This is a genomic window from Vagococcus silagei (assembly GCF_004795745.1).
Classification (GTDB): domain Bacteria; phylum Bacillota; class Bacilli; order Lactobacillales; family Vagococcaceae; genus Vagococcus; species Vagococcus silagei.
Window position 1 is genome coordinate 1 of record NZ_SDGV01000004.1, and the last position, 23571, is coordinate 23571.

Sequence of the window (23571 nt, forward strand, 5' to 3'; positions counted from 1 at the left end):
TTGGTCCCGCGCTCCCAAGATGAATAAGGATGCGTGAAATAGACCAAAAGTTGATTTTTTAGAAGACGTGTCAAACCTGAAAATTCTATCCCATTATCAGATGTAATAGATTGAAATATTTTGGAAAAGTTATCGCCTAAGTTTTCTATTAAACGAGATAATGATTTTCCGATAGCTTTTGGATTCTTTCCCTCTACTTTAAAGATCAATTCAAACCTTGTTAGTCTTTCAGTTAAAGTTAACATTACTGGCTCTTTTCGCTCTAAAGAACCAACAACAGTGTCGATTTCCCAATGGCCAAATGTCTTTCTTCCATTTACTTCTTGAGGTCTTTCATCAATCGATGTGCCAAGGTTTGTCTTATTTTTTCGCACCTTTTTCTGTTTAGGTTTACGACTCATCTTGCATAGTAAATCAATATTTTTTGTTTTGAGAAAACCTTTATTAATCCAACTATAGAGCGTAGAAGTTGTTGGCAATTCACTCGCTAAAAAGTCACCACTTTTTCTCAAAAGAAACAAGGCAACATCTGGTGAAAAATGATTTTTTCCAATCATCAGCTCATCTAGTTTTTCGAGCATATCAGGAAAATATGTCCACTTCATTCGACGTCCAGAATTTTCACGATTCTCATGATACTTAGTTTCGGCCACATCAGCCGAATATTCGTTGCGAAAATATCGATAGACTTTTCCATTTTGTTTCTGTTGTCTAGCTTGGGGAGTCATACCGCGTTTAATTTCATTATTAATCGTTTGTGGCGCACGACCTAAACGCTTCGCAATCTCACGATTTGAGTAGCCATCTTGATTCCAATTTTCAATAGAGATACGTTCTTTAAGAGATAAGTGTTTTCCTTTAGTTGTTTTTGTGATAGTCTTAGTTTGCGTCATAGCGAATTCATCCTTTATTAGTTAGTTGAGGAACTCTAATAATACATGAATTTTCGCTATGATGTTTTTTTTATGTTTCAAGTGGCTAACTTGATTATAAAATTTGCCTCTTAAAAATCAAATGCGATTTATCTGGTGTCATAAAAGGTAACGCGATTGAATAGTCTTTACCAGAAACTGCAGGCTCATCAGTAACAATCGAGTTGAAAATTTTACCAGATACACTATCTCTTAAAGACAGCTTCATTGTCTCAGTAATAACGACGTTAATTTTCGCAAACCCTTCATTTCCCTCTGAATCGACAATTTTTAGAGTCAATGGATAACTACCAACCTTTAAATGAGACGTAGGGACATTCAAAGAAAATTTCCCAGACTTTGAACTATTCGTATCTTTTGTATACTTTATTGACGGAATGTCTCCATGATTCCATGCCCCCCAATAACTCCCTGTTTATCTTTTTTTCCTTCTATATCAAACCAGTCGCCTGTAACCTCTAAATCACTACCCAAACCTATGTCATAGGTATCAAATCTTGGAATTATTTCTGGATTAGTTGTTGCTAACCCCAAACCTGTTGTAAACGCAAAAAAAGATCTTTCTCCTGGCTGAACTAATGTTGGTGATCTTTTAACTGCGATTCCTGTGTCGCCATTCATTAAAATTGACTTAGGCGCATCATTAGCATCAGATTCAACACCTATCCCATTTGCTTTCTCTGGTTTAAATCCTAGCAATGTTTCTGTCGGACCATTTCTTGCGACAAAATTTGTTGGATTTTCACGATATCGTTCAAAAGTATAATTCAAACGAACGCCAGTTTCGTTTGTAATATACATGCCCTTATTTGCTCCCAGTGAGTACACCGGCACACGATCAGCATTTGGATAATCTTGCTGATTCCCCAGCATTGTATCATGAGCATACATGACTCCCATGGTTTTTGCTTTATTTGAATTATTCCACAACGACACTTCGGTTCTCATACCAGCAGCGATTGAACTGGGCTCCATTAAAAATTCTAAAACCCCTTCTTCAACTTCCGCAATCACAACTTGTGCACTTCGGTCATTAGGTTCGAGAAGGGCATAATTATCATCAATAATTTCGGTTCCCTCATTAAATTTAAAAATATCATAAATATAATTTTCGTTTAAACTCGCTACGCCCATTCCACTAAGGTCAAGAATAGATGTAATTAATTCTTCATCTTCTGTATCGCCATTTTTATAATAACTCACATTGGCAAAAATACGATCCATTCTCCCTCCATTTCGGTCCTCACCAATTTTAAATCTAAATTTTTCTGTCTTCCCATCAGCACCCTATATCCTGATATCTCTAGCAACATTATCCCCCTCTTCATACCCTTTCTTTTGATAATATTTGACCCGATTAGTAAATACATCAGCCTGAGCATCAAAACTAAAAACTATGACGTTAACTAAAGAATAAATCATCACAATAAATAACATCAATAAAAGATTTTTTCTCAATCCCATAGTAATCTCCCCTTTTGTTTATTTTCAATCTGTTCAAAATTTAAAAGCTTTTTAGAATTGCCATTATTAACTTTAACCTTTAATTGTTTTTTTACAACGTTATTAAACACTTTAATCGAAAAACTTCTTAAAACTCCTCATTTCACTCAAGATTCATACTTTAACAAAAAACATGTTATCAAACTATAATCAAATTATACACAAAGCAATTTTGCAACTCAAGAAAATAGCGCTATCAAAGTATTTATTTTACTTTTAAAGGGGTTTAAAATAAAAAGATATCTGTATTTAATAAACAAGATGCTAATTGTTGTTATTTAACAATTATCAATAATTTGCTATAATATTTAAGTGTTTTTTACTTTTAATGAATTAATGTAATCAATCAGTTTTTTTAAGTATAATTAAATTTAGTATTATTCATTCAAAACGAGACCAGAATCTCATACTAGCTTAAAAATCGAGACCTTTTACATTTCATTGTCATAACAACTTTTCTAGTATTAAATTTTCCATGACAAAAAAACTCCTCTGCTAATCATCAATTTAACAGAAGAGTTTCATTTTTATTACCATTTAGTCTGTAGTCCGTGTCTAAAATAGGGTCATTTGGTAAGTAGTCTGAACTCTTAAAAAAGAGGTCAAACCCCATACAGAATGTCTTAGGAATATTATAAGAACAATGTTCTTTCAACTTCCAAACCTATCTAATTCCGAGCGAAATCCTTGCATATCTCGACATTCTATCAGTCGTCCACGCCGGGTACCATACTAATTTTACATCAACTTCTTTCACTTCATCCACGTCTTTTACCGCCGCGTGAATTTGTTCAGTGATAACATCTGCTAAGGGACATCCCATTGTTGTCAGGGTCATCTTAATTTCGCAGTATCCACTTTCGGAAATATTCACTTCATATATTAAGCCTAAATTGACAATATCAATCCCAATTTCAGGGTCAATTACTGTCTCTAAAGCGCCCATAACATCTTCTTTAATATCATTAAGTTGTTCTTCAGACCATTTTTCTTCTGCCATGATTCATCCTCCTAATCCCTTTAATAATACCCCACGTAATTGACTTTGTAAACAAATGGGAGCTGCTATTTTATAATCTGTTTGACACATTTTAATAGTATGTGAAAAAGTATGACACCTAAAAAGGCCAAAGGTAAATAGACAATGGCTAGATGCCATTGAAAAATCGATACTAATGAGAATAGTTTCGTGAAAAATAAAAATAAACTGAAAAAGGCTGCCATTAGACATGTAATTAAAAGAATAATCTTTCCGGTTATTGGTTTGGCAATTTCATAAAGAATTGTAAACCCGACAATTCCCGTTAAAAGTACTGTAATGGTTGATTTTTCTTCATAAGACCACGACAACAAACTGCCACTCCATTGAACAAGAATTGTTAAAATGACGATTGTCACCCCACTAGCAAGTGGTGGTTTGATGACGTTTTTCAAAAATTTTCCTCGAATCGGTGTTAAAGTCGGTCTTAATGCTAAGAAAAATGACGGAATGCCCACTGTTAAAGAATTAATGGGGCTTAATTGAATCGGTTGGAATGGATATCGAGTAGCTAAAAAGATAAATATCAATGCTAAACACAAAGAATAGATGGTCTTTGTTAAATAAAGTGATGCAACGTTTTGAATATTATTAATCACCCGACGACCTTCTAAGACGACATTGATTAAAGAGTCGAAATTTGAGTCTAATAGGACAAAATCTGCAATCCCTTTAGCCGCGTCACTTCCATTTGCCATAACAATACTACAATCTGCTTTCTTAAGCGCAAGAATATCGTTCACACCATCACCAGTCATACCGACAACATGTCCTTTTTCTTGTAAGCACTCAACAAGATATTTCTTTTGTTCGGGTGAGACGCGCCCAAAAATTCGATATTCATCAATCATTGCAGGAATTTCGTGTTCCTCAACTTGACTCATATCAATTTTTTTACGTGAATTTTGAATACCTACCCGACGTGCAATTTGACTCACTGTATCAGGATGATCACCTGAAATAATACAAATATCAACAGCTTGCTCTTTAAAATACTGTAGCGTATGAGCTGCTTCTGCCCTAATCTCATCTTCTAGGTAGATGAAACCTAATAATTCTAAATCAGTTGGTACTTTAAGTTCCGGATCTAATTCACCCGAATCACGTCCAAAAGCAATAATACGCATGCCTTGTTCCATTCTTGCTTTAAGATTTTCTTGTTGCGCGTCACTTAAATCCTTATAAAGATATTCTGGTGCGCCTAGATAGAAACTCCCCAATTCCTCAAATTCAATTGCACTCCATTTACGTGCAGATGAAAAAGGAATTTGGTGCTTAATCTGATAATCATGGTCAATTTTTTTAAAATGATTGGTTAAGGCGTTCCCTGTTGCATTCTCTTCATTCAGACCATTCACCGCGTAGCTTAACCACTCTCTCAGTTGTGCGTCGTCGATTTCAGTAAAACATTCTAAATCGATAACTTTTAATTCACCACTTGTCAGTGTGCCAGTTTTATCCAAACAGAGCACATCTACTCTGGCAAGCGTTTCAATTGAACCCATTGTTTGTACAAGGACTTTTTGACGACTAAGTTTAATCACCCCAATTGCCAATGCAACTGACGTTAACAAAATCAAACCTTCAGGAATCATCCCAATCATTGCTGCTGTACTACCCAAAATGGCTTCTTCAATGACTGAATGTCGCAACAAACTTGTGATCATCAAAATAGCTCCAACTGGAATAATTACAAAACTAAGGATACGAATCATTTTTTTCAACATCATCATCAGTTCACTATAAATACCGGTTTCTTCTTTAGCTGCTTTAGTTAATTGAAAAGCATAGGTCTCAACGCCAACCTCTTTTGCTTGCATGACCCCGCTGCCACTAATCACAAAACTACCCGAAAGTACACGACTACCCATCGTTTTTTTGATTGCATCTGATTCACCTGTTAATTGTGATTCGTCGATTTCTAAACCTAAAGTATCGATAATTTCACCATCAACGATAATTTGATCACCACGTTTTATGATAATTAAATCGTCTTTCACCACTTCATCTTGTGGAATGGAAACAACTTTACTTTCGCGGATGACGGCTGTTTTCGCTTGATTAAGTAAACTTAATGAGTCAATATTTTTTTTGGCACGTAATTCTTGAAAAACACCAATACACGTATTGGAAATAATCACGCCTAGAAATAGGAGATTTTTATAACTGCCAGTATAAATAATAAATCCTGCAATCACTAAGTTAATTAAATTAAAAAAAGTTAAACTATTTTCAATAATAATTTGATTTAAACTTCTTGTCGTCGATGGCGGCGAAACATTTATATCACCACGCGCTTTACGTCGTTCAACTTCATGAGTCGATAACCCGGGATAACCTTTGGGATTCTCCATCTTCACACCTCGCAATCGTTTCTTTTACCTATCATAACAAAAAAAGTGAGGTCATGACAAAAGATAATACCTTTTATCACAACCTCACACAACCTTATTTCATAATCAAACTAGTCATTCTTTGTACGCTAAATGCAATTGAATCTGTTGCTTCATCTTGAATCGCTTCTGATGCATCAAAAGCAGCTGCATCAACTGTGCCTTTATCAAGTTGAATAGAATCGACCATTGCTTGACAGCCTTCAACGTATAATTCAAATGCTTTTTCCAATTTTTTATGTATACCCATAACTTTAACAGGTGGCTTGATTTCTGTAATCATTGCAGAAATAACACGATATCGATCAGTTCCTTCAGTGAAGGCTTGATGAATTTCTTTAAGTTTTTCAAGCTCAACTTTTTCTAGTGTTTTATTATCAATTGCTTCTCTAATTACTTCATATGAGGGATTCATCTTTTCGCCAATCGATTCTGATTCTGTAATCGCGTCGTTAATCACTCGTACATAGAAGCCAGTATTTGGTTTCTTCATTAAATTTCCTCCTCTTATCTTAACATAACTATTCTACACTGTTTACGAAAAAATTTAAAGTCTATTAAGCTGTTTTTATAACATATCAAAGAGCGAAAGTTGATTTTCGTCAGGTAAGTCAGTTAAGACGCCATTTTCAGTCATAAATTCAATAATTGTTTTTGAGACTTTTCCTCGGGTTGCCAAATCTTCTTTTGAAAGAAAGGCTCTTTCTTCACGTGCAATCATAATTTGTTTGGCCACGTTTTGCCCCAAACTCGGTACACTTCTAAATGGTGCGATTAAAGTATCACCATCAATCACAAAATCATTTGCATCTGACTTGTATAAATCAATCATGCCAAATTTATAGCCTCTTTCGAGCATCTCATTGGCAATCTCAAGAACTGTTAACAAGTTTTTTTCTTTGGTTGAGGCGTCCATCCCCTTATCCGTAATTTCTTTCATACGTTCTTTGACAGCGTCTTTGCCTTTTGACATCGCAACGATATCAAAATCCATTGCACGAACTGAAAAATAAGCAGCGTAGTAAAGAATTGGAAAATGAACTTTAAAATAAGCGACACGTAATGCCATCAACACGTAAGCCGCCGCATGGGCTTTCGGGAACATGTACTTAATTTTAAGACATGAGTCGATATACCATTCTGGTACTTGATTATCACGCATCTCTTTTTGCCAATCATCTGGAATACCTTTCCCTTTACGGACACTCTCCATAATTTTGAAAGCTAAGCCATCTTCAAGACCAGCATGCATTAGATAAACCATAATATCATCACGACAACCAATAACCTTCGCTAAGCTAGCCTCACCACGGCGAATCAATTCTTCCGCGTTACCCAACCACACGTCTGTCCCGTGAGACAATCCTGAAATTTGGAGTAATTCGGCAAACGTTGTAGGTTTCGTTTGTTCTAACATGCCACGTACAAATTTCGTCCCAAACTCAGGGATCCCCAAAGTACCAGTCTTGGAGAAAATTTCTTTTTCAGACACACCTAAAATATCAGGTCCCGCAAAAATTTTCATCACTTCTGGATCGTCCGTTGGAATCGTTTTAGGATCAATACCCGATAAATCTTGTAACATCCGAATGACGGTCGGATCATCGTGTCCAAGTATATCTAGTTTTAAGACATTATCATGAATCGAATGGAAATCAAAATGGGTTGTTTTCCATTCAGAATCTTGATCATCTGCCGGAAATTGAATCGGACTAAAATCATAAACATCCATATAATCAGGAATAACAATAATCCCACCCGGATGCTGTCCTGTTGTTCTTTTAACGCCAGTCGCGCCTTTCGCAAGGCGATCAATTTCAGCATTTCTAAAATTAAGGTTATTATCACGTTCATAGCCTTTTACAAAGCCATAAGCCGTCTTGTCAGCAACTGTACCGATTGTCCCTGCCCTATAGACATAATCTTCACCAAAGAGCACCTTGGTATAGTTATGAGCTTGTGGTTGATAATCGCCTGAGAAGTTCAAATCAATATCGGGAACTTTATCACCATGGAAACCTAAGAAGGTCTCAAAGGGAATGTCGTGACCGTCTTTCGATAAACGCGTCTCACATTTTGGACAATTCTTTTCTGGTAGGTCAAAGCCTGAACCATAGGATCCATCTTCAAAAAATTCAGAATAACAACACTCAGGACAACGGTAATGAGGTGGTAAAGGGTTGACTTCGGTAATTCCGGTCATCGTGGCCACAAAACTAGAGCCAACTGATCCCCTTGAACCAACTAAATACCCATCCTGCAAACTCTTATGCACTAATTTTTGCGAAATCAAGTAGATCACCGAGAAACCATTACCGTTGATACTTTTTAATTCTTTTTCAATTCGTTTTTCAACGATTTCTGGTAAATCTGGTCCGTATAAACGATGTGCTTCATCATAACTTAATTTGGTAATCTCATCTTCTGAACCTTCAATTTTCGGTGTATATAAATCGGTTTTAACGGGAACGACTTCGTCACATAAATCAACGATTTTTTGCGGATTTTCAATGACGATCTCTTTCGCTAATTCATCGCCAAGGAAAGAGAATTCAGCAAGCATCTCATTTGTCGTTCTAAAGTGAACTCTTGGTAATGAATAACGGTTTAAGGGATTAGCCCCACCCATCGAATTGATTAAAATTTTACGATAGATGGCATCTTCCTCATTCAGGTAATGCACATTTCCTGTCGCAACAACTGTTTTTTTCAAATCTTTCCCAATTTGAATAATATTTTTAATAATATCTTCTAAATCATGTTGGTCTTGAACAAGTTCAGCTTCAATCAAAGGTGCATAAACAGGTTTCGGCATCACTTCGATATAATCGTAGAATTTTGCCTTTTTTTTAGCCTCTTCAGCTCCTTTTTGCATCATAGCCTCAAATATTTCACCATTACTACAAGCAGAACCAACGAGGAGTCCTTCACGATATTTATCTAACAGTGATCGAGGTATTCGTGGTACCCGATAAAAATAATTAATATTCGATTTAGAAATCAATTTAAAAAGATTTTTAAGGCCAGCTTGGGTTTGCGCAATAATCGTAACATGAAACGGTCGCGCACGCTTGTATGCATCCCCCTCACCTACATGTTGATTGAACTCATCATGATACACCACACCAAATTTTTCATTGGCCATTTTCACAAAAATCCAACACAAATGCCCCGTTGCTTCTGAGTCATAGATAGCCCGGTGATGTTGTTCTAAATTAATATTATATTTTTTAGCCAAACGATTTAAGCGATGCGATTTCATCTCAGGATGGAGTAATCTTGACAGTTCTAAAGTATCAATGACCGCATTAGTCGCATCAGGCATATCATATTTGCTATATGACGTATTTAAGAATCCCATATCAAAACTCGCATTATGCGCGACTAAGATATCTTCACCACAAAATTCTCGAAATAACTCCAAGACTTCTTGCTCCGATTTAGAACCACGAACCATCTCGTCAGTGATACCTGTTAAATTGATGGTTGTTTGCGATAATGGATGACCAGGGTCAATAAATTGTTCAAATTGATCAATGACATTTCCCTTATGCATTTTTACCGCGGAAAGCTCAATAATTGAATTATAAACGGCTGAAAGACCTGTCGTCTCCACGTCAAAAACAACATAAGTGGCATCACTTAAATGAATATGACTTGGATTATAGGCAATCGGAACACCATCATCCACAACATTGGCTTCAACTCCGAAAAGAATTTTCACACCATTCGCTTGACCAGCATGATAAGCATCCGGGAAAGCTTGAGCACCACTATGATCAGTAATAGCAATCGCGGGCATACCCCACTTTTTAGCTTGAGCAACAAGTTCATCTGCTCCATTGATCGCATCCATTGTACTCATATTAGTATGTGCATGTAGCTCGACACGTTTTTGGTCTTCTGGTGCTGTATCTTTCCGTGTATCATGCTTCACTTCCGTAAGATCTTGACAGTTCATAACTAAATCACGCATGAAGGTATCTTCTTGAATACTACCACGTACTCGAAGCCAGCTCCCTTTTTCAATCGCCTCAAAAACGGCTTTATCATTCTCGGTATTTGAGAATTTCTTAACTGAAAACGAAGAGGTATAATCAGTAATTTTCAAAATTAATATTTGACGCCCACTCTTAAGATCACGAACTTCTTTATCAAAGACGTAACCTTCAAGTGTGAGGCGACGTTCTTCTTCAAAAATATTCCCCATTGGAGTAATCACTTCGTCCGCAGGAATCGAGCGTCCCATTTGAACCGGACCTTCTAAGGTTGGCACACTCTGTTTTTGTTTCTGTTTTTGTTTCTGTTTTTGCTGTTCATTTTTTTCAATCGCAATAGCAGCTTGTTGCATTAATTCTTCTGTTCTTTGCTTTTGTTTTTCATCAAAGGCTTGTTGTGTTTCTTGAGCAATCGTTTCGTCTATTTCAAGATTAAAACGCAATTTTGGAAAACCGAATTTTTGGTAATTACCTTCAATAATTGGGACATATTGTTGATTAAGGTACTGCTTCATGCCTTCATTTTCTACGACAAGTCGAACTTCGTCATCTTGATACTTCGGTTTTTGTTTTGACAAAGTTTGATGAACGACGGGTGTTGTACAGTTCTCTAAGGTCAGGACTTCAAACCAATAATCGCAAATTAACTGTTCGTCAACCAAACTATCAATTGTCTTAATGTTTAAATCAACGTTGGCAATATTTTGAAAAGCCAACATTAATTTTTGTTTTAAGAGTTGATAAGTATTAAATGGTAAAATTTGCGGAAATTCTAGCGAAAAATCCCACAAACGACTTTGTTTATGCACAACCACTTTATGTATGGTGCCATCCTTTAAGTCAGGATGATTTTCTAGCTCATCCGTTAAATCAACTTGTTTTAAAAGTTCCTGATATCTTTCTTTTTCATTAAGTGCCACGTATAAGCCCCCTCACTTTACTCTTCGTTCAAATATTAAAAAGGACTTTCAATAGAATCACACTGAAAGTCCACTTTTTTAATGATTTAATATCTTCAATGTTTCTATCAGATCTTCACGACGTACTTCTAAAATATCATCTGATTTTTTAATTTTCACGTCGACAATGCCTTCTTCCGCTTTTTGTCCTACTGTTACCCAATAAGGCGAACCGACAAAATCAGCATCTTTGAATTTAACGCCCGCACGTTCATTGCGGTCATCAATCAGACAAGCATAACCGGCAGCTTCAAATTCTTGTTCTAAAGCCAAAGCTAAATCCATCTGAACGTCATCATTAACATTAATCGGAATGATGTGAATATCAAATGGTGCCACTTCCATTGGCCAGTTTAAACCAGTTTCTTTTGCAGACGCATCGGCAATCATTGCTAATAAACGACTGATACCTAACCGATAACTTCCCATTAAAATTGGGACAGACTGCCCCTCAGAGTTGGGAACATCGGCATTCAATAATTCACTAAGTTGTGCGCCAAATTTAAAGATATGACCTAATTCATAGGCTTGAGAAAAATGAAGAATACCATTTCCATCTGGAGATTGTTCACCTTCACAGACCAAACGTAAATCAGCAAATTCACTGATTCCATAATCACGTTCACTGTTAACATTTTGATAATATACACCGGACATACAGCCACGACATGTTAAATTAACAGCATTTTCCATGCGGTGATCAGCAATAACCTTAACATCAGGATTACAGCCAATTGGATTTAAGGCATCAAATTCTTTAGCAAAACTTTTCTCAATATTATCCATGCTCGCAATTCTAATATTTTTAGCATTTAAAACCATTTGAGCCTTAGCTAAGCTCAACTCATCAGTCCCTCGTAATAATATCAACACTAACTCGTCATCTACTTCAACAAGGATGGTTTTAATTATTCGATCACTTTTAAGTTTAAAATGCTTCGCAATTTCTTCAATTGTTTCAAATTCAGGTGCACTTACTTTTTCAAGTGGTAATAATTTTTTATGCTCTTTCTTATCATCCAGTATACTTTTTGCGAGTTCATAACTTGAAACATAATCACTACCATCTGAATAGACGACCGTTTGATCACCTGATTCAGAAAAAACCATAAACTCTTTTGATTCAGCTTGAAATAGCAAGTTTTTCTTGCCAACTACTGCGTAACTCTTTAAGCCACAACGCTCAAAAATTCGTTCAAAAGTTCGTTCAAATTGTAAATACATTTCATCTAAATCTGCTTCCTCTAAATGAAACGAACCAGCATCACACATTAAAAATTCTTTTGTACGTATGATTCCTTGACGTACTTTTAATTCATTGCGATATTTATCTTTAATTTGATATAAAATTAAAGGTAATTTTTTGTACGAAATAATTTCATCTTTAATTGCAGATAAAAAGAGCTCTTCATGGGAATATCCCAAAATAAAAGACCGGTTCTCATTATCGGTAACTTCAAACAGTGTCTCTTGATAATCTTCATAACGACCACTTTCCATTAGCAAAGCTTTTGGAATAAGTGTCGGTAATAACATTTCATTTGCATCAATCCGTGCAAACTCTTCTCTAACAATTCCTTTTAGATTATTAATCACTAAATTTGCAAGTGGTAAATAACTGAATATTCCACTTGAAACTTGGCGAATGTAGCCTCCCCTTAGCAACACTTGATGACTCATCAAATCCGTTTCGCGCGGCACCTCCCTAAGTGTCGGCATAAACAACCTTGACTGCTTCATTGTTTTCCTCCTCCAATTTGGCAAAACCAACAAAACCTAACACACCTATTTTATAAAGAAGCGATGAAAATCATTCCACGTTACAGCGATCATTAAGACTACTAAAACGGCAACGCCAGCCATAGTAATAATCATTTCTTTTTCTTGACTTAAAGGTTTCCCTCTTAGCCCTTCATAAATATTTAATAATAATTTCCCACCATCTAAGCCTGGTAACGGTACTAAATTCATAATTCCTAAGTTCACTGATAAAGTGGCAGTAAAAATTAAGACACTTAAAAAGCCATTTTTAGAAACTTGTTCTGATAATTTAAAAATCATAACTGGACCACCAAGTTTATTTAAGCTAAAACCAGTAATCAAATCACCTAAAGCTTTAAAGATATTCAATGAATTTTTTACTGTTAATTCCGCTCCTAATTTTATTTTGCCCAAGAACGATAGTTTTACAAAATCATTTTCAACATTAATACCGATTTTACCAACATTTGGATTTGCTTGGTCTTTTTCTGGCGTTACTTTAACAGTACGATTCACGCCTTTTTCATTTTTCAAACCAAGCTCAATCTTCTCATCTGGATGTGACGAAATTTCTTTAATCATCTCATCAGCATTACTGACTTTTTTACCTGCAACACTAGTAACCTCATCACCAGGTTCAATCCCAACTGATTGAGCAGGGCTGTCTTGAAGGATCCCTCCAATAACAGTTGATGTTCCTGGTACATACGTGCCACCTTGAATAAAAGCAACAATTACAAACAGAACAAAGGCTAAAATAAAATTATTTAAAGGTCCTGCGAAATTAGTCAGCATTCTTCGACCTAATTTTGCTGATTGAAACTGCACATCAATTGGTGCGATTTGAACTTCGACACCATCTTCTTCGATAATCGTCGCGTCATGATCAACTTTAAACTCTTTGGTCACACTTTCATCACGATTTTCGTAACCTTTAATATAAAGCTTATCTTCTAAATCATAATCTGTGACTTCAATGGGAATACTGTTTGGTAATTCTACTTTTTTACTTGTATTAATTTTAACAACTTCACCCGCATCGTTTAACTGAAGTGAAACTGGCATGCCAGGTGGCATCTCAATTTCATCATCACCAGCGCCTGCCATGCGAACGTAACCACCAATAGGTAACAAACGTAAAGAATACGCTGTGCCATTCACACGATGTGAAAAAAGTTTAGGACCCATTCCGATTGAAAACTCTCTTACCAGAATACCGCCACGTTTTGCAAAAATAAAATGTCCAAACTCATGGACTAACACAATTAAGCCAAAAACAAAAATAAACGTAATAATAGTTTTCATCGAAACACCCTTTCTATCTACGTTTTATTAAAAGACTCCCAGCATATGCATTAACGGGAACACAAATAATAAACTATCGAAGCGGTCTAAAATACCGCCATGCCCTGGTAAAATTTTTCCAGAGTCTTTAACATTATAATAACGTTTATATGCAGATTGCACTAAATCACCTAATTGACTAATGACAGAGAAAATAATAGTCAAGACTAACATTGTTGTTAATGAATAATTAGGCATTGGGAAGAACATCAAATAAAATAAACTAACTACGACCGCACTCAAAATACCTCCTAGAGCACCTTCAATAGTTTTATTTGGTGAAATATGTGGTGCAAATTTTTTCGTTCCGAATTTTCGACCAAAAAAATACGCACCAATATCTGTTGCCCAAACAACAAATAAGGCATAAATAATGACTGGCATACCAGCATCACGAGCAACTAATAAATTTTTAAAGCCCATTCCAACATACAAACTAATCATGACAGGAAATGCTGCATCTTCGATTGTATATTCGTTTTTTGAAAATACTGGCAACATTAAAATAATCATCACAAAAAGATAGAAAAATGAATTTGTATCCATCGTTGTCGGGAAAATGCCAAAAATTTGGCCTGGACCTAAAATCATCACAGCTGTCGCTAAAAGAGTTAGAGCACCCTCAATACATTTCAGCTCTAAACCTTTCATATTAAATAATTCATAAATACCAATGACACCCATTGCTACGACAACTAATTGAAATGGGATGCCCCCCATAATCATCAGTGGAATAAAAAATGCCAATGCAATCACTGCTGTAATCACGCGTTGTTTCATGTTAATTAACTCCTTTTTTTGTTTCTTTAAGCCCGCCAAAACGTCGATTTCTTGCTTGATAGTCACTAATAGCTTCTGCTAATGTTTGTGCAGTGAAATCAGGCCAGCTTAAATCGGTAAAATATAATTCACTATAGGCAAGTTGCCATAACAGAAAATTACTAATTCTTTCTTCGCCACTTGTACGAATTAATAAATCCGGATCACGAAGCTCTTTTTCCAATATTCCGGTCATTAAATAATCAGAGAACTTATCATCTTCAATGGGCTCTTCAGTTAATTGTCCGTTTCGTTGTTCAGTCAATAATTGATTCACCGCCGTCAAGATTTCAGCACGGCCACCGTAATTTAAAGCAAAATTTAGAACCATTCCGGTATTATGTTTGGTTTGCTCTTTTGCATTAATCACGGCAGTTCGTGTATGTTCAGGTAAATCATCAATATACCCCATGACTTCCACACGAACATTTTCTTCAATTAATTCCGGTACAAAAACATCAAAAAAATCAACTGGGAGCTTCATCAAGAAATTAACTTCATCAGTCGGTCTTTTCCAATTTTCAGTTGAAAAAGCATACAAGGTTAAAACTTTAACACCTAATCGATTAGCTTCCTTGGTAATTCTCTTAACATTATTCATACCTTCTTTATGACCTGCAACACGAGGCATCATTCTTTTTTGTGCCCAACGTCCATTTCCATCCATAATAATTGCGATGTGTTGTGGGATTGGTTTTTCAAAATCAATTGTATTTTGATTTTCGTTAATCTTATCTTTTTTGAATATATTAAACATATACAGCCTCCTAATACAGACATAGACTATCGTTACTATTGTAGCAAAGACTCAATTAAAAACCTAATCTTTTCATAAAAATATCACAAATTTAACCATTTTAAAAAAAAGTCGCAGAATATTCCACGACTTTTTTTAATATTGTTAAACTTCTAATAATTCTTGTTCTTTTGTTGCAACAATTGCATCGATATTTTTAGAACTTGCATCTGTAATAGTTTGCACTTCTTTTTCTAAATTGTGTAATTCATCTTCAGTGATATCTTTGCTTTTTTCTAATTTTTTCAATTCGTCAATCGCTTCACGACGTACATTACGAATTGCAATTTTAGCGTTCTCACCGTATTTACTTACTTCTTTAGCTAATTCTTTACGACGTTCTTCAGTTAATTGAGGAATCACTAACCGAATTACTGTACCATCATTTGTTGGACTAATACCAATATCGCTCATTAAAATTGCTTTTTCAATATCACCAATGATTGATTTATCAAATGGTGTAATCATTAGTACTCGTGCTTCTGGAATTGTAATTGAAGCCATTTGGTTTAATGGTGTTTCAACACCATAGTATTCAACAACTGTTCTGTCTAAAAGACTAGCATTCGCACGTCCTGCACGAATTAAACCTAATTCTCGTTGTAAACTTTCTTCTGATTTCGTCATTCTATCTTTTGCATCATTTAAAATTGTTGTTTGCATGTTATTTCCCCCTTACGGTTGTTCCAATTTGTTCACCTAATACGACACGTTTAATATTACCTGGTTCATTAATATTAAAGACAACTAACGGAATATCATTATCCATACTCAAGCTACTAGCTGTTGAGTCCATTACTGATAAACCTTTTGAGATAACTTCTAAATGTGTTAATTCATCAAATTTAGTTGCAGTGTTATCAAGCTTAGGATCTGCTGAATAAACACCATCAACATTGTTCTTAGCCATTAAAATTACATCAGCATCGACTTCTACTGCTCTTAATGCAGCAGTCGTATCTGTTGTAAAATAAGGATTTCCAGTTCCACCAGCGAAAATTACGACGCGCTCTTTTTCCAAGTGTCTAATTGCTCTTCTTCTAATATATGGTTCTGCAATTTGTCTCATTTCGATTGAAGTTTGAACTCTTGAAGGTACGCCAAGATTTTCTAAAGTATCTTGAAGAGCTAAAGCATTCATTACAGTTGCAAGCATACCCATATAGTCTGCTTGTGAACGTTCCATACCCATTTCCGCACCAACTTGTCCGCGCCAGATATTTCCACCACCAACAACAACTGCTACTTCAATTCCTAAATCATAAATTTCTTTAATTTCTTTCACAAATTCTTTCACAACAGATGGATTAATTCCAAATCCTTTATCTCCTGCTAATGCTTCGCCACTCACTTTTAAAAGTACACGATGATACTTAGGTTCTGCCATTTTTATAACCTCCGCTTTTTAAATTCTAGACCTGTAAAATTGTAAAAATTTTCTAAAAAAAAGAACGCAGTTATCAAAAATAATAAATGCGTCCTATTAGCTAACTCATGTTATTTCATTTGGCTCATAACTTCGTCAGCAAAGTTTTCTTCACGTTTTTCAAGACCTTCGCCTACTTCAAAACGAGTGAATCCTTTAACAGTTGCTCCTTTAGAAGCAGCATATTTTTCTACAGTTACATCTGGATCTTTAACAAATGGTTGGTCTACTAAACAAATTTCAGCTAAGAATTTGTGCATACGGCCAGCTACCATTTTTTCAACGATGTTTTCAGGTTTGCCTTCGTTTAATGCTTGTTCAGTAAGAACTTTTTTCTCATGTTCTAACTCTTCAGCAGATACTTGATCTTTAGTTACATAACGAGGGTTAATAGCAGCAACGTGCATTGCAACGTCTTTAGCTACTTCTTCGTCAGTTGTTCCATCTATAACTGATAATACAGCAATTTTTCCACCCATGTGTAGGTAAGCGCCAAATGCAGCATTGTCAGCTTTTTCAACGATTTCAAAACGACGGAAACTAATTTTTTCACCAATTACAGTGTTAGCTTCGATTAAGTCAGATTCGATAGTACCTGTTGGAGTTGTAATTTTCATTGCAGCTTCCATGTCAGCAGGTTTGTTTTCAGCAACTAATTGCGCAACATCAGCAACTAATTTTTGGAATTTTTCGTTTTTAGCAACGAAGTCTGTTTCAGAGTTGATTTCAACGATTGCAGCTGTGTTACCACTTACTGCTACGTTTGCTAAACCTTCTGCAGCAATACGATCGTTTTTCTTGTCAGCTTTCGCCATACCTTTTTCTCTTAATAAGTCGATAGCTTTATCCATATCGCCGTCAACTTCAACCAACGCGCGTTTTGCGTCCATCATACCAACGCCTGTACGGTCACGTAATTCTTTTACCATAGATGCATTAATTGCCATTATTATATTCCTCCTAAATTTTACTAACCAATTTTATGTTTGTTTTAAAAAAACTGCCTTAGGATAATCGTTATCACGGCTACTTTGTTCACCTTGACCCCGCAGCCTAAGACAGCCAATCTTCTTTATAATTTGAAATTATTCAGCGCTTTTGCCTTCTACAACTTCAACGATTTCTTCGATTGATGGAGCTTCTTCAGAAACTTCTTCAGCAAAAGTTTCTTCTACAACTTCATCTTCACCTTGACGGCCTTCGATGAAAGCATCAGCCATTTTAGCAGAAATTAATTTAACCGCGCGAATTGCGTCATCGTTAGATGGGATAACAACATCGATTTCATCTGGATCACAGTTAGTATCAACCATAGCTACGATTGGGATATTTAATTTATGAGCTTCTTGAACAGCGATACGTTCTTTACGAGGGTCAACAATAAACATTACGTCTGGAATTCTTGGCATATCAGCGATACCGCCTAAGAATTTTTCTAAACGTTCACGTTCTTTCATTAAACCAGCAACTTCTTTTTTAGGTAAAACTTCAAATACGCCTTCTTCTTCCATCTTAGTGATTTGTTTTAGGCGAGCGATACGTTTTTGAATAGTATCCCAGTTAGTTAAAGTTCCACCTAACCAACGGTGGTTAATGTAGTATTGACCTGAACGAATTGCTTCGTCTTTGATTGCTTCTTGAGCTTGTTTTTTAGTACCTACGAATAAAGCGATTCCGCCTTCTTCAGCAACGTTTTTCATATAGTTGTATGCATCGTCAACTAAGCGTACTGTTTTTTGTAGGTCAATGATATAAATACCATTTCTTTCTGTGAAGATATATTTCTTCATTTTTGGGTTCCAACGACGAGTTTGGTGACCAAAGTGTACACCAGCTTCAAGTAGTTGTTTCATTGAGATTACTGCCATGATTTGTTTCCTCCGATATGGTTTTATTTTCCTCTTGCATTTTTTAAAGCTCTTTTAAAGACTTATTTCTAAGCACCTTTTAAAAAATATAAACACAATGTGGATTTTGTATATCTCACGTTTTCGTGACATACCTTAAGTATTATACAACAAGATTTTCGATAACGCAACTTTTTATTCCTGTTAGTCTTTGAGCCTGCTAATCTATGTTTTTTTCTCCATTATTTAGTCATAGTCACAATTTTTGTAAACTTTCTCTTTATTGCTATACACAAAGTCTAAATTTAACGAAATTACATTATTCTTCAAAAAAAGTTTAAGATAAACACTTTGGCATTCATTATATTTTCGCTTATAATATAAACTAATATATTGAAGGGAGATTTTTCTATGACAACATTCTACTGTATCCGTCACGGTAAAACAGTATTTAATCAAGATTTTGTTTTACAAGGAGGGTTATCAAATTCTCCATTACTTGCAGAAGGTCTTGAATATGCAAAAAATGCAGGGGACTATTTAAAACACATCAGCTTCGATGAAATACTTGTCAGCCCACAAAAACGAGCTCAAGAAACTGCCCAAGCAATCCTTTCAACCTATTCTCTTGAACCTCAGACTTATCAAACAATTGAAGATTTAAGAGAAATTGAATTTGGTGATTGGGATGGCTTACCTCAAGCTCAATTTGAAGACTTCGAACAATTCAAGCATCTTGTTGAACGTCCTGATCTTTATGATCCTAGTGATTTCAATGGAGAAAGCTTCCAACAACTTGTTGATAGAACCGTGCCTATTTTTAATGAGTATACGGAACAATTTCCAGATGGAAATATTCTAGTTGTTTCACACGGCCTAACACTTCTATCAACAATGGGTTATTTAACTGGCGTCGAAATACGTGATTTAAGAAAGCAGCCTTTTTTAGATAATGTCAGTATTTCAACCGTTTTAGCTGAACCTTCTGATTTGACTTATTCAATTGAAAGATGGAATAACACAGATCATTATTAAGATGTATGGGGATACATTGAAAAGGGGATTTTTTTATGGCAAAAAAATTTAAATCATATGCCTATTATTTTGATCAAAGCAATTGGTCTTTTCACTTGAGTGGCATATTTTTAATTATTTTTAGTAGTTTTATTTTTGCAAGTTATAACTTTGATTTATCACATCTCGTAATTCCAGTTGGTATTGTTACCATGTTAAAAGGTTTCTTTTCCTTTGGCTTTTATTATTTTTCCTACCAGCTATTTGAGAATACAAGATTAAAACATAGTTTTCTATTACTTGGTTTTATCAATTTATTTTCTGGCCTACTGCTAATATTTAGTCTTTTTATCGATGAATTTTGGGTGACGGTTTTAATTATCGCTTGCCTTGCGATTGATACTATTTTCCATTTTATTATGATGCTGATTATGGAAGTTTTACAGGGTGAACTTGTGACTTATAAGAAAATATATTTTTTATTCGCATTTGTTAGTATTGGTTTAATCAGTATCCCGACTGTTCGTGAGTTTATTGGACCAAGTTTTCTTGTTGGAAGTTGTCTTTTCATCAATGGTATGAACCTCTTTTTTTTCAGAAGTAATAAAAACTAAAATTGGACCATCAAAAGAGGTAGCCTCAATACTAAAGGCTACCTCTTTTAATTATTTAATTAAAAAAAGGATTCATTTTCTTCTCACGACCAATTGATGTCACGGGTCCATGTCCTGGGTATGCTCGTAAATCATCAGGTAGCGTAAATAACTCCGCCTTAATTCCTTTTTTTAACTGTTCCATGTCACCAAAAGGTAAATCTGTGCGTCCAATACTGCCTCTAAATAAAGCATCCCCGGTAATTACAAACTCTGCAAAGATGAAACTTACACTACCAGGTGAATGTCCAGGTGTCGGCACAACTTTAAAACTTAAATCACCAAAGGTTAACGTTTGTCCCATTTCAAACAAATGTTCTGCTGGTTGAACGATAATATCCTCAATATCATTATGATTCATCAGCCCTGAAAAATTAAGTTTTGGATCTGTAAGCCATTCTTGTTCGATTGGACTAACATATACTGGAATATTATACTCATGGCGAATAGCTTCAACAGCACCAATGTGATCATAGTGCGTATGCGTAATTAATATAGCAACTGGTTTTGCAGAACTGGCTGCAATTTCTGCCTTAATCTTTTCTGCATCGCTGCCCGGATCCACAATTAACATTGTTTGATTATCATCAATTAAATAGCAATTTTCTTGAATTGCACCTGTTACAATTTGTTTTATATTCATCTTTCATTAACCTCCATTATGATTTCTTTTACTAGTATACTAAACTCTTGTAAAAATCAAAACAACTTGCCTTTCCAAAATAAAAAAAAGGGTGTTATACTGGTTCTATTAGATTTAAGAGGTGAATTTTATGCATGTTTCTACAAGTAATTTAAGAAAAAAATTAACATTTATTCCATTCGTCATGACTAATGGAATGAATCTTTTTCCAATTTTTATCCTTTCTCAATTGTTTATCCAAGATAAACGAGTGGCACCCTTCATCCTCCCACTGGTCCTCTTTTATTGTTTTAAGACCACAATCCTTTTTATCGTTAGAATTCGAAAGATTAATTCCTATCAGATTTTACTATTTTCAATTTGGGTCGGAATTGCTGGCTCAGTGACAGGTTTTTTATCTGAAAACAATTTTATTTTACAACTGATGACTGGCATTCTATTAGGAATTAGTAGCGGTTTGATGACACCAGCATTTACAACTGTCTCTCTCCATCAAAAATTTCAAACAGATCATCCGGTGCCCTCACCCAACATGATTATTACAATCATTTATGCTAGCGTTCTACTATATACTTTTTTTAAAATTGCTAGCATTTCATTGACAGGAACCTTCGTCTTGCTTGGAATAAATCTAGCTTTACTCTATTTTGTCATACAAATTTATGATACGTATGTGCTCCAAGATGAAACCCCTTATCCAAGCTACTCAGTTTACGAATCTATTTTATTATTCAGTTTAGGTTTTTTCACGATATTTATTATTAAAAGTGCAAAAAAACTTGGTTTTGGTGAATTTCTTTTACCGATGTTACTGCTCTTTAGTATTATTTCTTTTTTCTACCTTTTGTATTTGACACGAGTTAAACCTGACCGTAAATTTGACCGTTGTTCAACAATTTTAATTATTTATAAAGGTATGTTAACTAATTTTATCTTTGTTTTTTGTACATTCTTTATGTTACTTTACAAAGGTAAAAATGCCTTTTATTTAGTCTATATTATTTATTTAATAGCTGTATTAATCGGACCAATGATCATCAAAATACTAAAACAAAAAATACCACTTGAAAATGATGTCCTATTGTTGATTGGATTAAGCATTGGCTATGTCTGTTTAGTTTTTAATCTGACATTTTATCTAGGCGTCTTTATTACAAGCCTTTTTGCAATTTTTATGAATCAAGATCTTACAAAATTTGCCTATCAATTAAAAGGACTACCCGTTGATAGCCGGATTATGGCAAAGTTTAGATTAAACAATATCGGTTCGATTATCCATCAAGTGCTAATGATGGCAGTGCTATTTCTCGTAACCTATTTATCAAAAACCGTCACTGTCTCACAAATATTTACTGATTATAGTATGCAAAGAATTGATTTAAATACAATCTTGCCATTCAAAATAACCAAATGTCTTATGCTACTATTTTTTATAGGTTTTTTCCCTGTCATTAAGCATTTTTATACTAAACAAAAAAATAAATTTTAATACTTTCTAAAATTTTTTTTAGTTTTCACTATTTTATTCAAATCAAAAGAAAAATCAGGTATACTATCATCTAGTATATTTATTTAAGAAAGGTTGTTATTATGGATTTTGTCAATATATTAAAAGTAATTTTTCTTGGGGTTGTTGAAGGAATTACAGAATGGTTGCCGATCAGTAGTACTGGTCATCTCATCTTAATTGATGAGTTTATTAAATTAAATGCATCCGCTGATTTTAAAACAATGTTTAATGTTGTAATTCAACTTGGTGCAATTATGGCAGTTGTCGTACTCTACTTCCAAAAATTGAATCCATTTGCTTTTAAATCAAAAACGAAAATTGAAAGAAAAGATACTTGGTTCCTTTGGTTCAAAGTCGTAGTCGCTTGTATCCCAGCGGTCATCTTAGGACCACTTTTAGACGATTATCTTGAGCTACATTTCCACAAGTTCTTACCTGTAGCAATTATGCTAATTGTCTACGGGATTGCATTCATCGTGATTGAAAACTATAACAAGAATCATGAGCCTGCAGTGAATTCATTGCAAGATTTAACTTTTAAATTAGCCTTTATTATTGGGATGTTCCAAGTCCTAGCACTCGTACCGGGTACATCTCGTTCTGGTGCGACAATTATTGGTGCTATTCTATTCGGCGCTTCTCGATATGTTGCTGCTGAATTTACGTTTTTCCTTGGTATTCCGGTTATGTTTGGTGCCAGTGCCCTTAAAATTTTTAAATTTTTAAGAGCAGGCAACACTTTTGGTTCAACTGAAATTATCATGCTAAGCGTTGGTTGTCTCGTTGCCTTTGTTGTCTCAATTATCGTAATCAAATTCTTAATGAATTACATTAAAAAACATGATTTCAAAGTGTTTGGTTGGTATCGTATCATTTTAGGTGCGATTTTAATTGTCTATTGGTTATCAACAATATTCTTCTAATTGAGAATTAT

General features: G+C 34.9%; 20 protein-coding genes and 1 pseudogene. 4 read left to right on the plus strand and 17 right to left on the minus strand.

Annotated features, from left to right (window positions below):
* From ESZ54_RS01495 to rpsB, 16 genes and pseudogenes are all read right to left on the minus strand, one after another.
* Positions 1–893: IS30 family transposase (locus ESZ54_RS01495; RefSeq protein WP_136135906.1), on the minus strand; the 893-nt coding region annotated here is incomplete at its 3' end.
* Positions 894–987: 94 nt separating this feature from the next.
* On the minus strand, positions 988–1254 hold the full coding sequence (locus tag ESZ54_RS01500; protein WP_136135907.1) for a hypothetical protein: 267 nt from the start codon (positions 1252–1254) through the stop codon (positions 988–990).
* 44 nt (positions 1255–1298) lie between these two features.
* Positions 1299–2156 (minus strand): hypothetical protein, encoded by an 858-nt coding sequence (locus ESZ54_RS01505; RefSeq protein ID WP_136135908.1) that lies wholly within the window; start codon positions 2154–2156, stop codon positions 1299–1301.
* Positions 2157–2219: 63 nt separating this feature from the next.
* On the minus strand, positions 2220–2396 hold the full coding sequence (locus tag ESZ54_RS12470) for a hypothetical protein (RefSeq protein ID WP_162615059.1): 177 nt from the start codon (positions 2394–2396) through the stop codon (positions 2220–2222).
* A gap of 703 nt (positions 2397–3099) precedes the next feature.
* On the minus strand, positions 3100–3435 hold the full coding sequence (locus tag ESZ54_RS01510) for a metal-sulfur cluster assembly factor (RefSeq protein ID WP_136135909.1): 336 nt from the start codon (positions 3433–3435) through the stop codon (positions 3100–3102).
* 65 nt (positions 3436–3500) lie between these two features.
* Positions 3501–5828 (minus strand): HAD-IC family P-type ATPase, encoded by a 2328-nt coding sequence (locus tag ESZ54_RS01515; RefSeq protein ID WP_136135910.1) that lies wholly within the window; start codon positions 5826–5828, stop codon positions 3501–3503.
* A 94-nt stretch (positions 5829–5922) separates the two neighbouring features.
* Positions 5923–6360, minus strand: a complete 438-nt coding sequence (locus tag ESZ54_RS01520) for a hypothetical protein (RefSeq protein ID WP_136135911.1) — start codon at positions 6358–6360, stop codon at positions 5923–5925.
* 75 nt (positions 6361–6435) lie between these two features.
* Entirely contained in the window at positions 6436–10785 is a 4350-nt protein-coding gene (locus tag ESZ54_RS01525) for a PolC-type DNA polymerase III (RefSeq protein WP_136135912.1), read from the minus strand.
* 78 nt (positions 10786–10863) lie between these two features.
* Complete coding sequence (locus ESZ54_RS01530) at positions 10864–12564, minus strand: proline--tRNA ligase (protein ID WP_136135913.1); 1701 nt, start codon at positions 12562–12564, stop codon at positions 10864–10866.
* Between the two features lie 45 nt (positions 12565–12609).
* Positions 12610–13890 (minus strand): RIP metalloprotease RseP, encoded by a 1281-nt coding sequence (gene rseP / locus ESZ54_RS01535; RefSeq protein ID WP_136135914.1) that lies wholly within the window; start codon positions 13888–13890, stop codon positions 12610–12612.
* Between the two features lie 27 nt (positions 13891–13917).
* Positions 13918–14709, minus strand: a complete 792-nt coding sequence (locus tag ESZ54_RS01540) for a phosphatidate cytidylyltransferase (protein WP_136135915.1) — start codon at positions 14707–14709, stop codon at positions 13918–13920.
* Position 14710: 1 nt separating this feature from the next.
* Positions 14711–15448: pseudogene (locus tag ESZ54_RS01545) on the minus strand (isoprenyl transferase); the annotation flags it as partial.
* A gap of 201 nt (positions 15449–15649) precedes the next feature.
* On the minus strand, positions 15650–16207 hold the full coding sequence (frr, locus tag ESZ54_RS01550) for a ribosome recycling factor (RefSeq protein WP_136135917.1): 558 nt from the start codon (positions 16205–16207) through the stop codon (positions 15650–15652).
* Between the two features lies 1 nt (position 16208).
* Positions 16209–16931 carry a UMP kinase gene (gene pyrH, locus ESZ54_RS01555; RefSeq protein ID WP_136135918.1) on the minus strand — a complete coding sequence of 241 codons (723 nt, stop codon included), beginning with the start codon at positions 16929–16931 and terminating at the stop codon, positions 16209–16211.
* Positions 16932–17041: 110 nt separating this feature from the next.
* Positions 17042–17917: a translation elongation factor Ts gene (gene tsf, locus ESZ54_RS01560; RefSeq protein ID WP_136135919.1), complete on the minus strand. Its 876-nt coding sequence runs from the start codon at positions 17915–17917 to the stop codon at positions 17042–17044.
* A gap of 138 nt (positions 17918–18055) precedes the next feature.
* Positions 18056–18838, minus strand: a complete 783-nt coding sequence (gene rpsB, locus ESZ54_RS01565; RefSeq protein ID WP_136135920.1) for a 30S ribosomal protein S2 — start codon at positions 18836–18838, stop codon at positions 18056–18058.
* Between the two features lie 390 nt (positions 18839–19228).
* On the opposite strand from rpsB, the gene ESZ54_RS01570 reads away from it, so the two are divergent.
* Both ESZ54_RS01570 and ESZ54_RS01575 read left to right on the plus strand, forming a co-directional pair.
* Complete coding sequence (locus tag ESZ54_RS01570) at positions 19229–19852, plus strand: histidine phosphatase family protein (protein ID WP_136135921.1); 624 nt, start codon at positions 19229–19231, stop codon at positions 19850–19852.
* A gap of 35 nt (positions 19853–19887) precedes the next feature.
* A complete protein-coding gene (locus ESZ54_RS01575) occupies positions 19888–20445 on the plus strand; it encodes a hypothetical protein (protein ID WP_136135922.1) in 558 nt (185 codons plus the stop codon).
* Positions 20446–20500: 55 nt separating this feature from the next.
* Here the strand turns inward: ESZ54_RS01575 and ESZ54_RS01580 are convergent, their stop codons facing one another.
* A complete protein-coding gene (locus ESZ54_RS01580; protein ID WP_136135923.1) occupies positions 20501–21127 on the minus strand; it encodes an MBL fold metallo-hydrolase in 627 nt (208 codons plus the stop codon).
* 130 nt (positions 21128–21257) lie between these two features.
* Here ESZ54_RS01580 and ESZ54_RS01585 point away from each other — a divergent pair, with 130 nt between their 5' ends.
* On the plus strand, positions 21258–22616 hold the full coding sequence (locus tag ESZ54_RS01585) for a hypothetical protein (RefSeq protein WP_136135924.1): 1359 nt from the start codon (positions 21258–21260) through the stop codon (positions 22614–22616).
* 101 nt (positions 22617–22717) lie between these two features.
* Positions 22718–23560: an undecaprenyl-diphosphate phosphatase gene (locus ESZ54_RS01590; protein ID WP_136135925.1), complete on the plus strand. Its 843-nt coding sequence runs from the start codon at positions 22718–22720 to the stop codon at positions 23558–23560.
* Positions 23561–23571 lie beyond the last annotated feature (11 nt).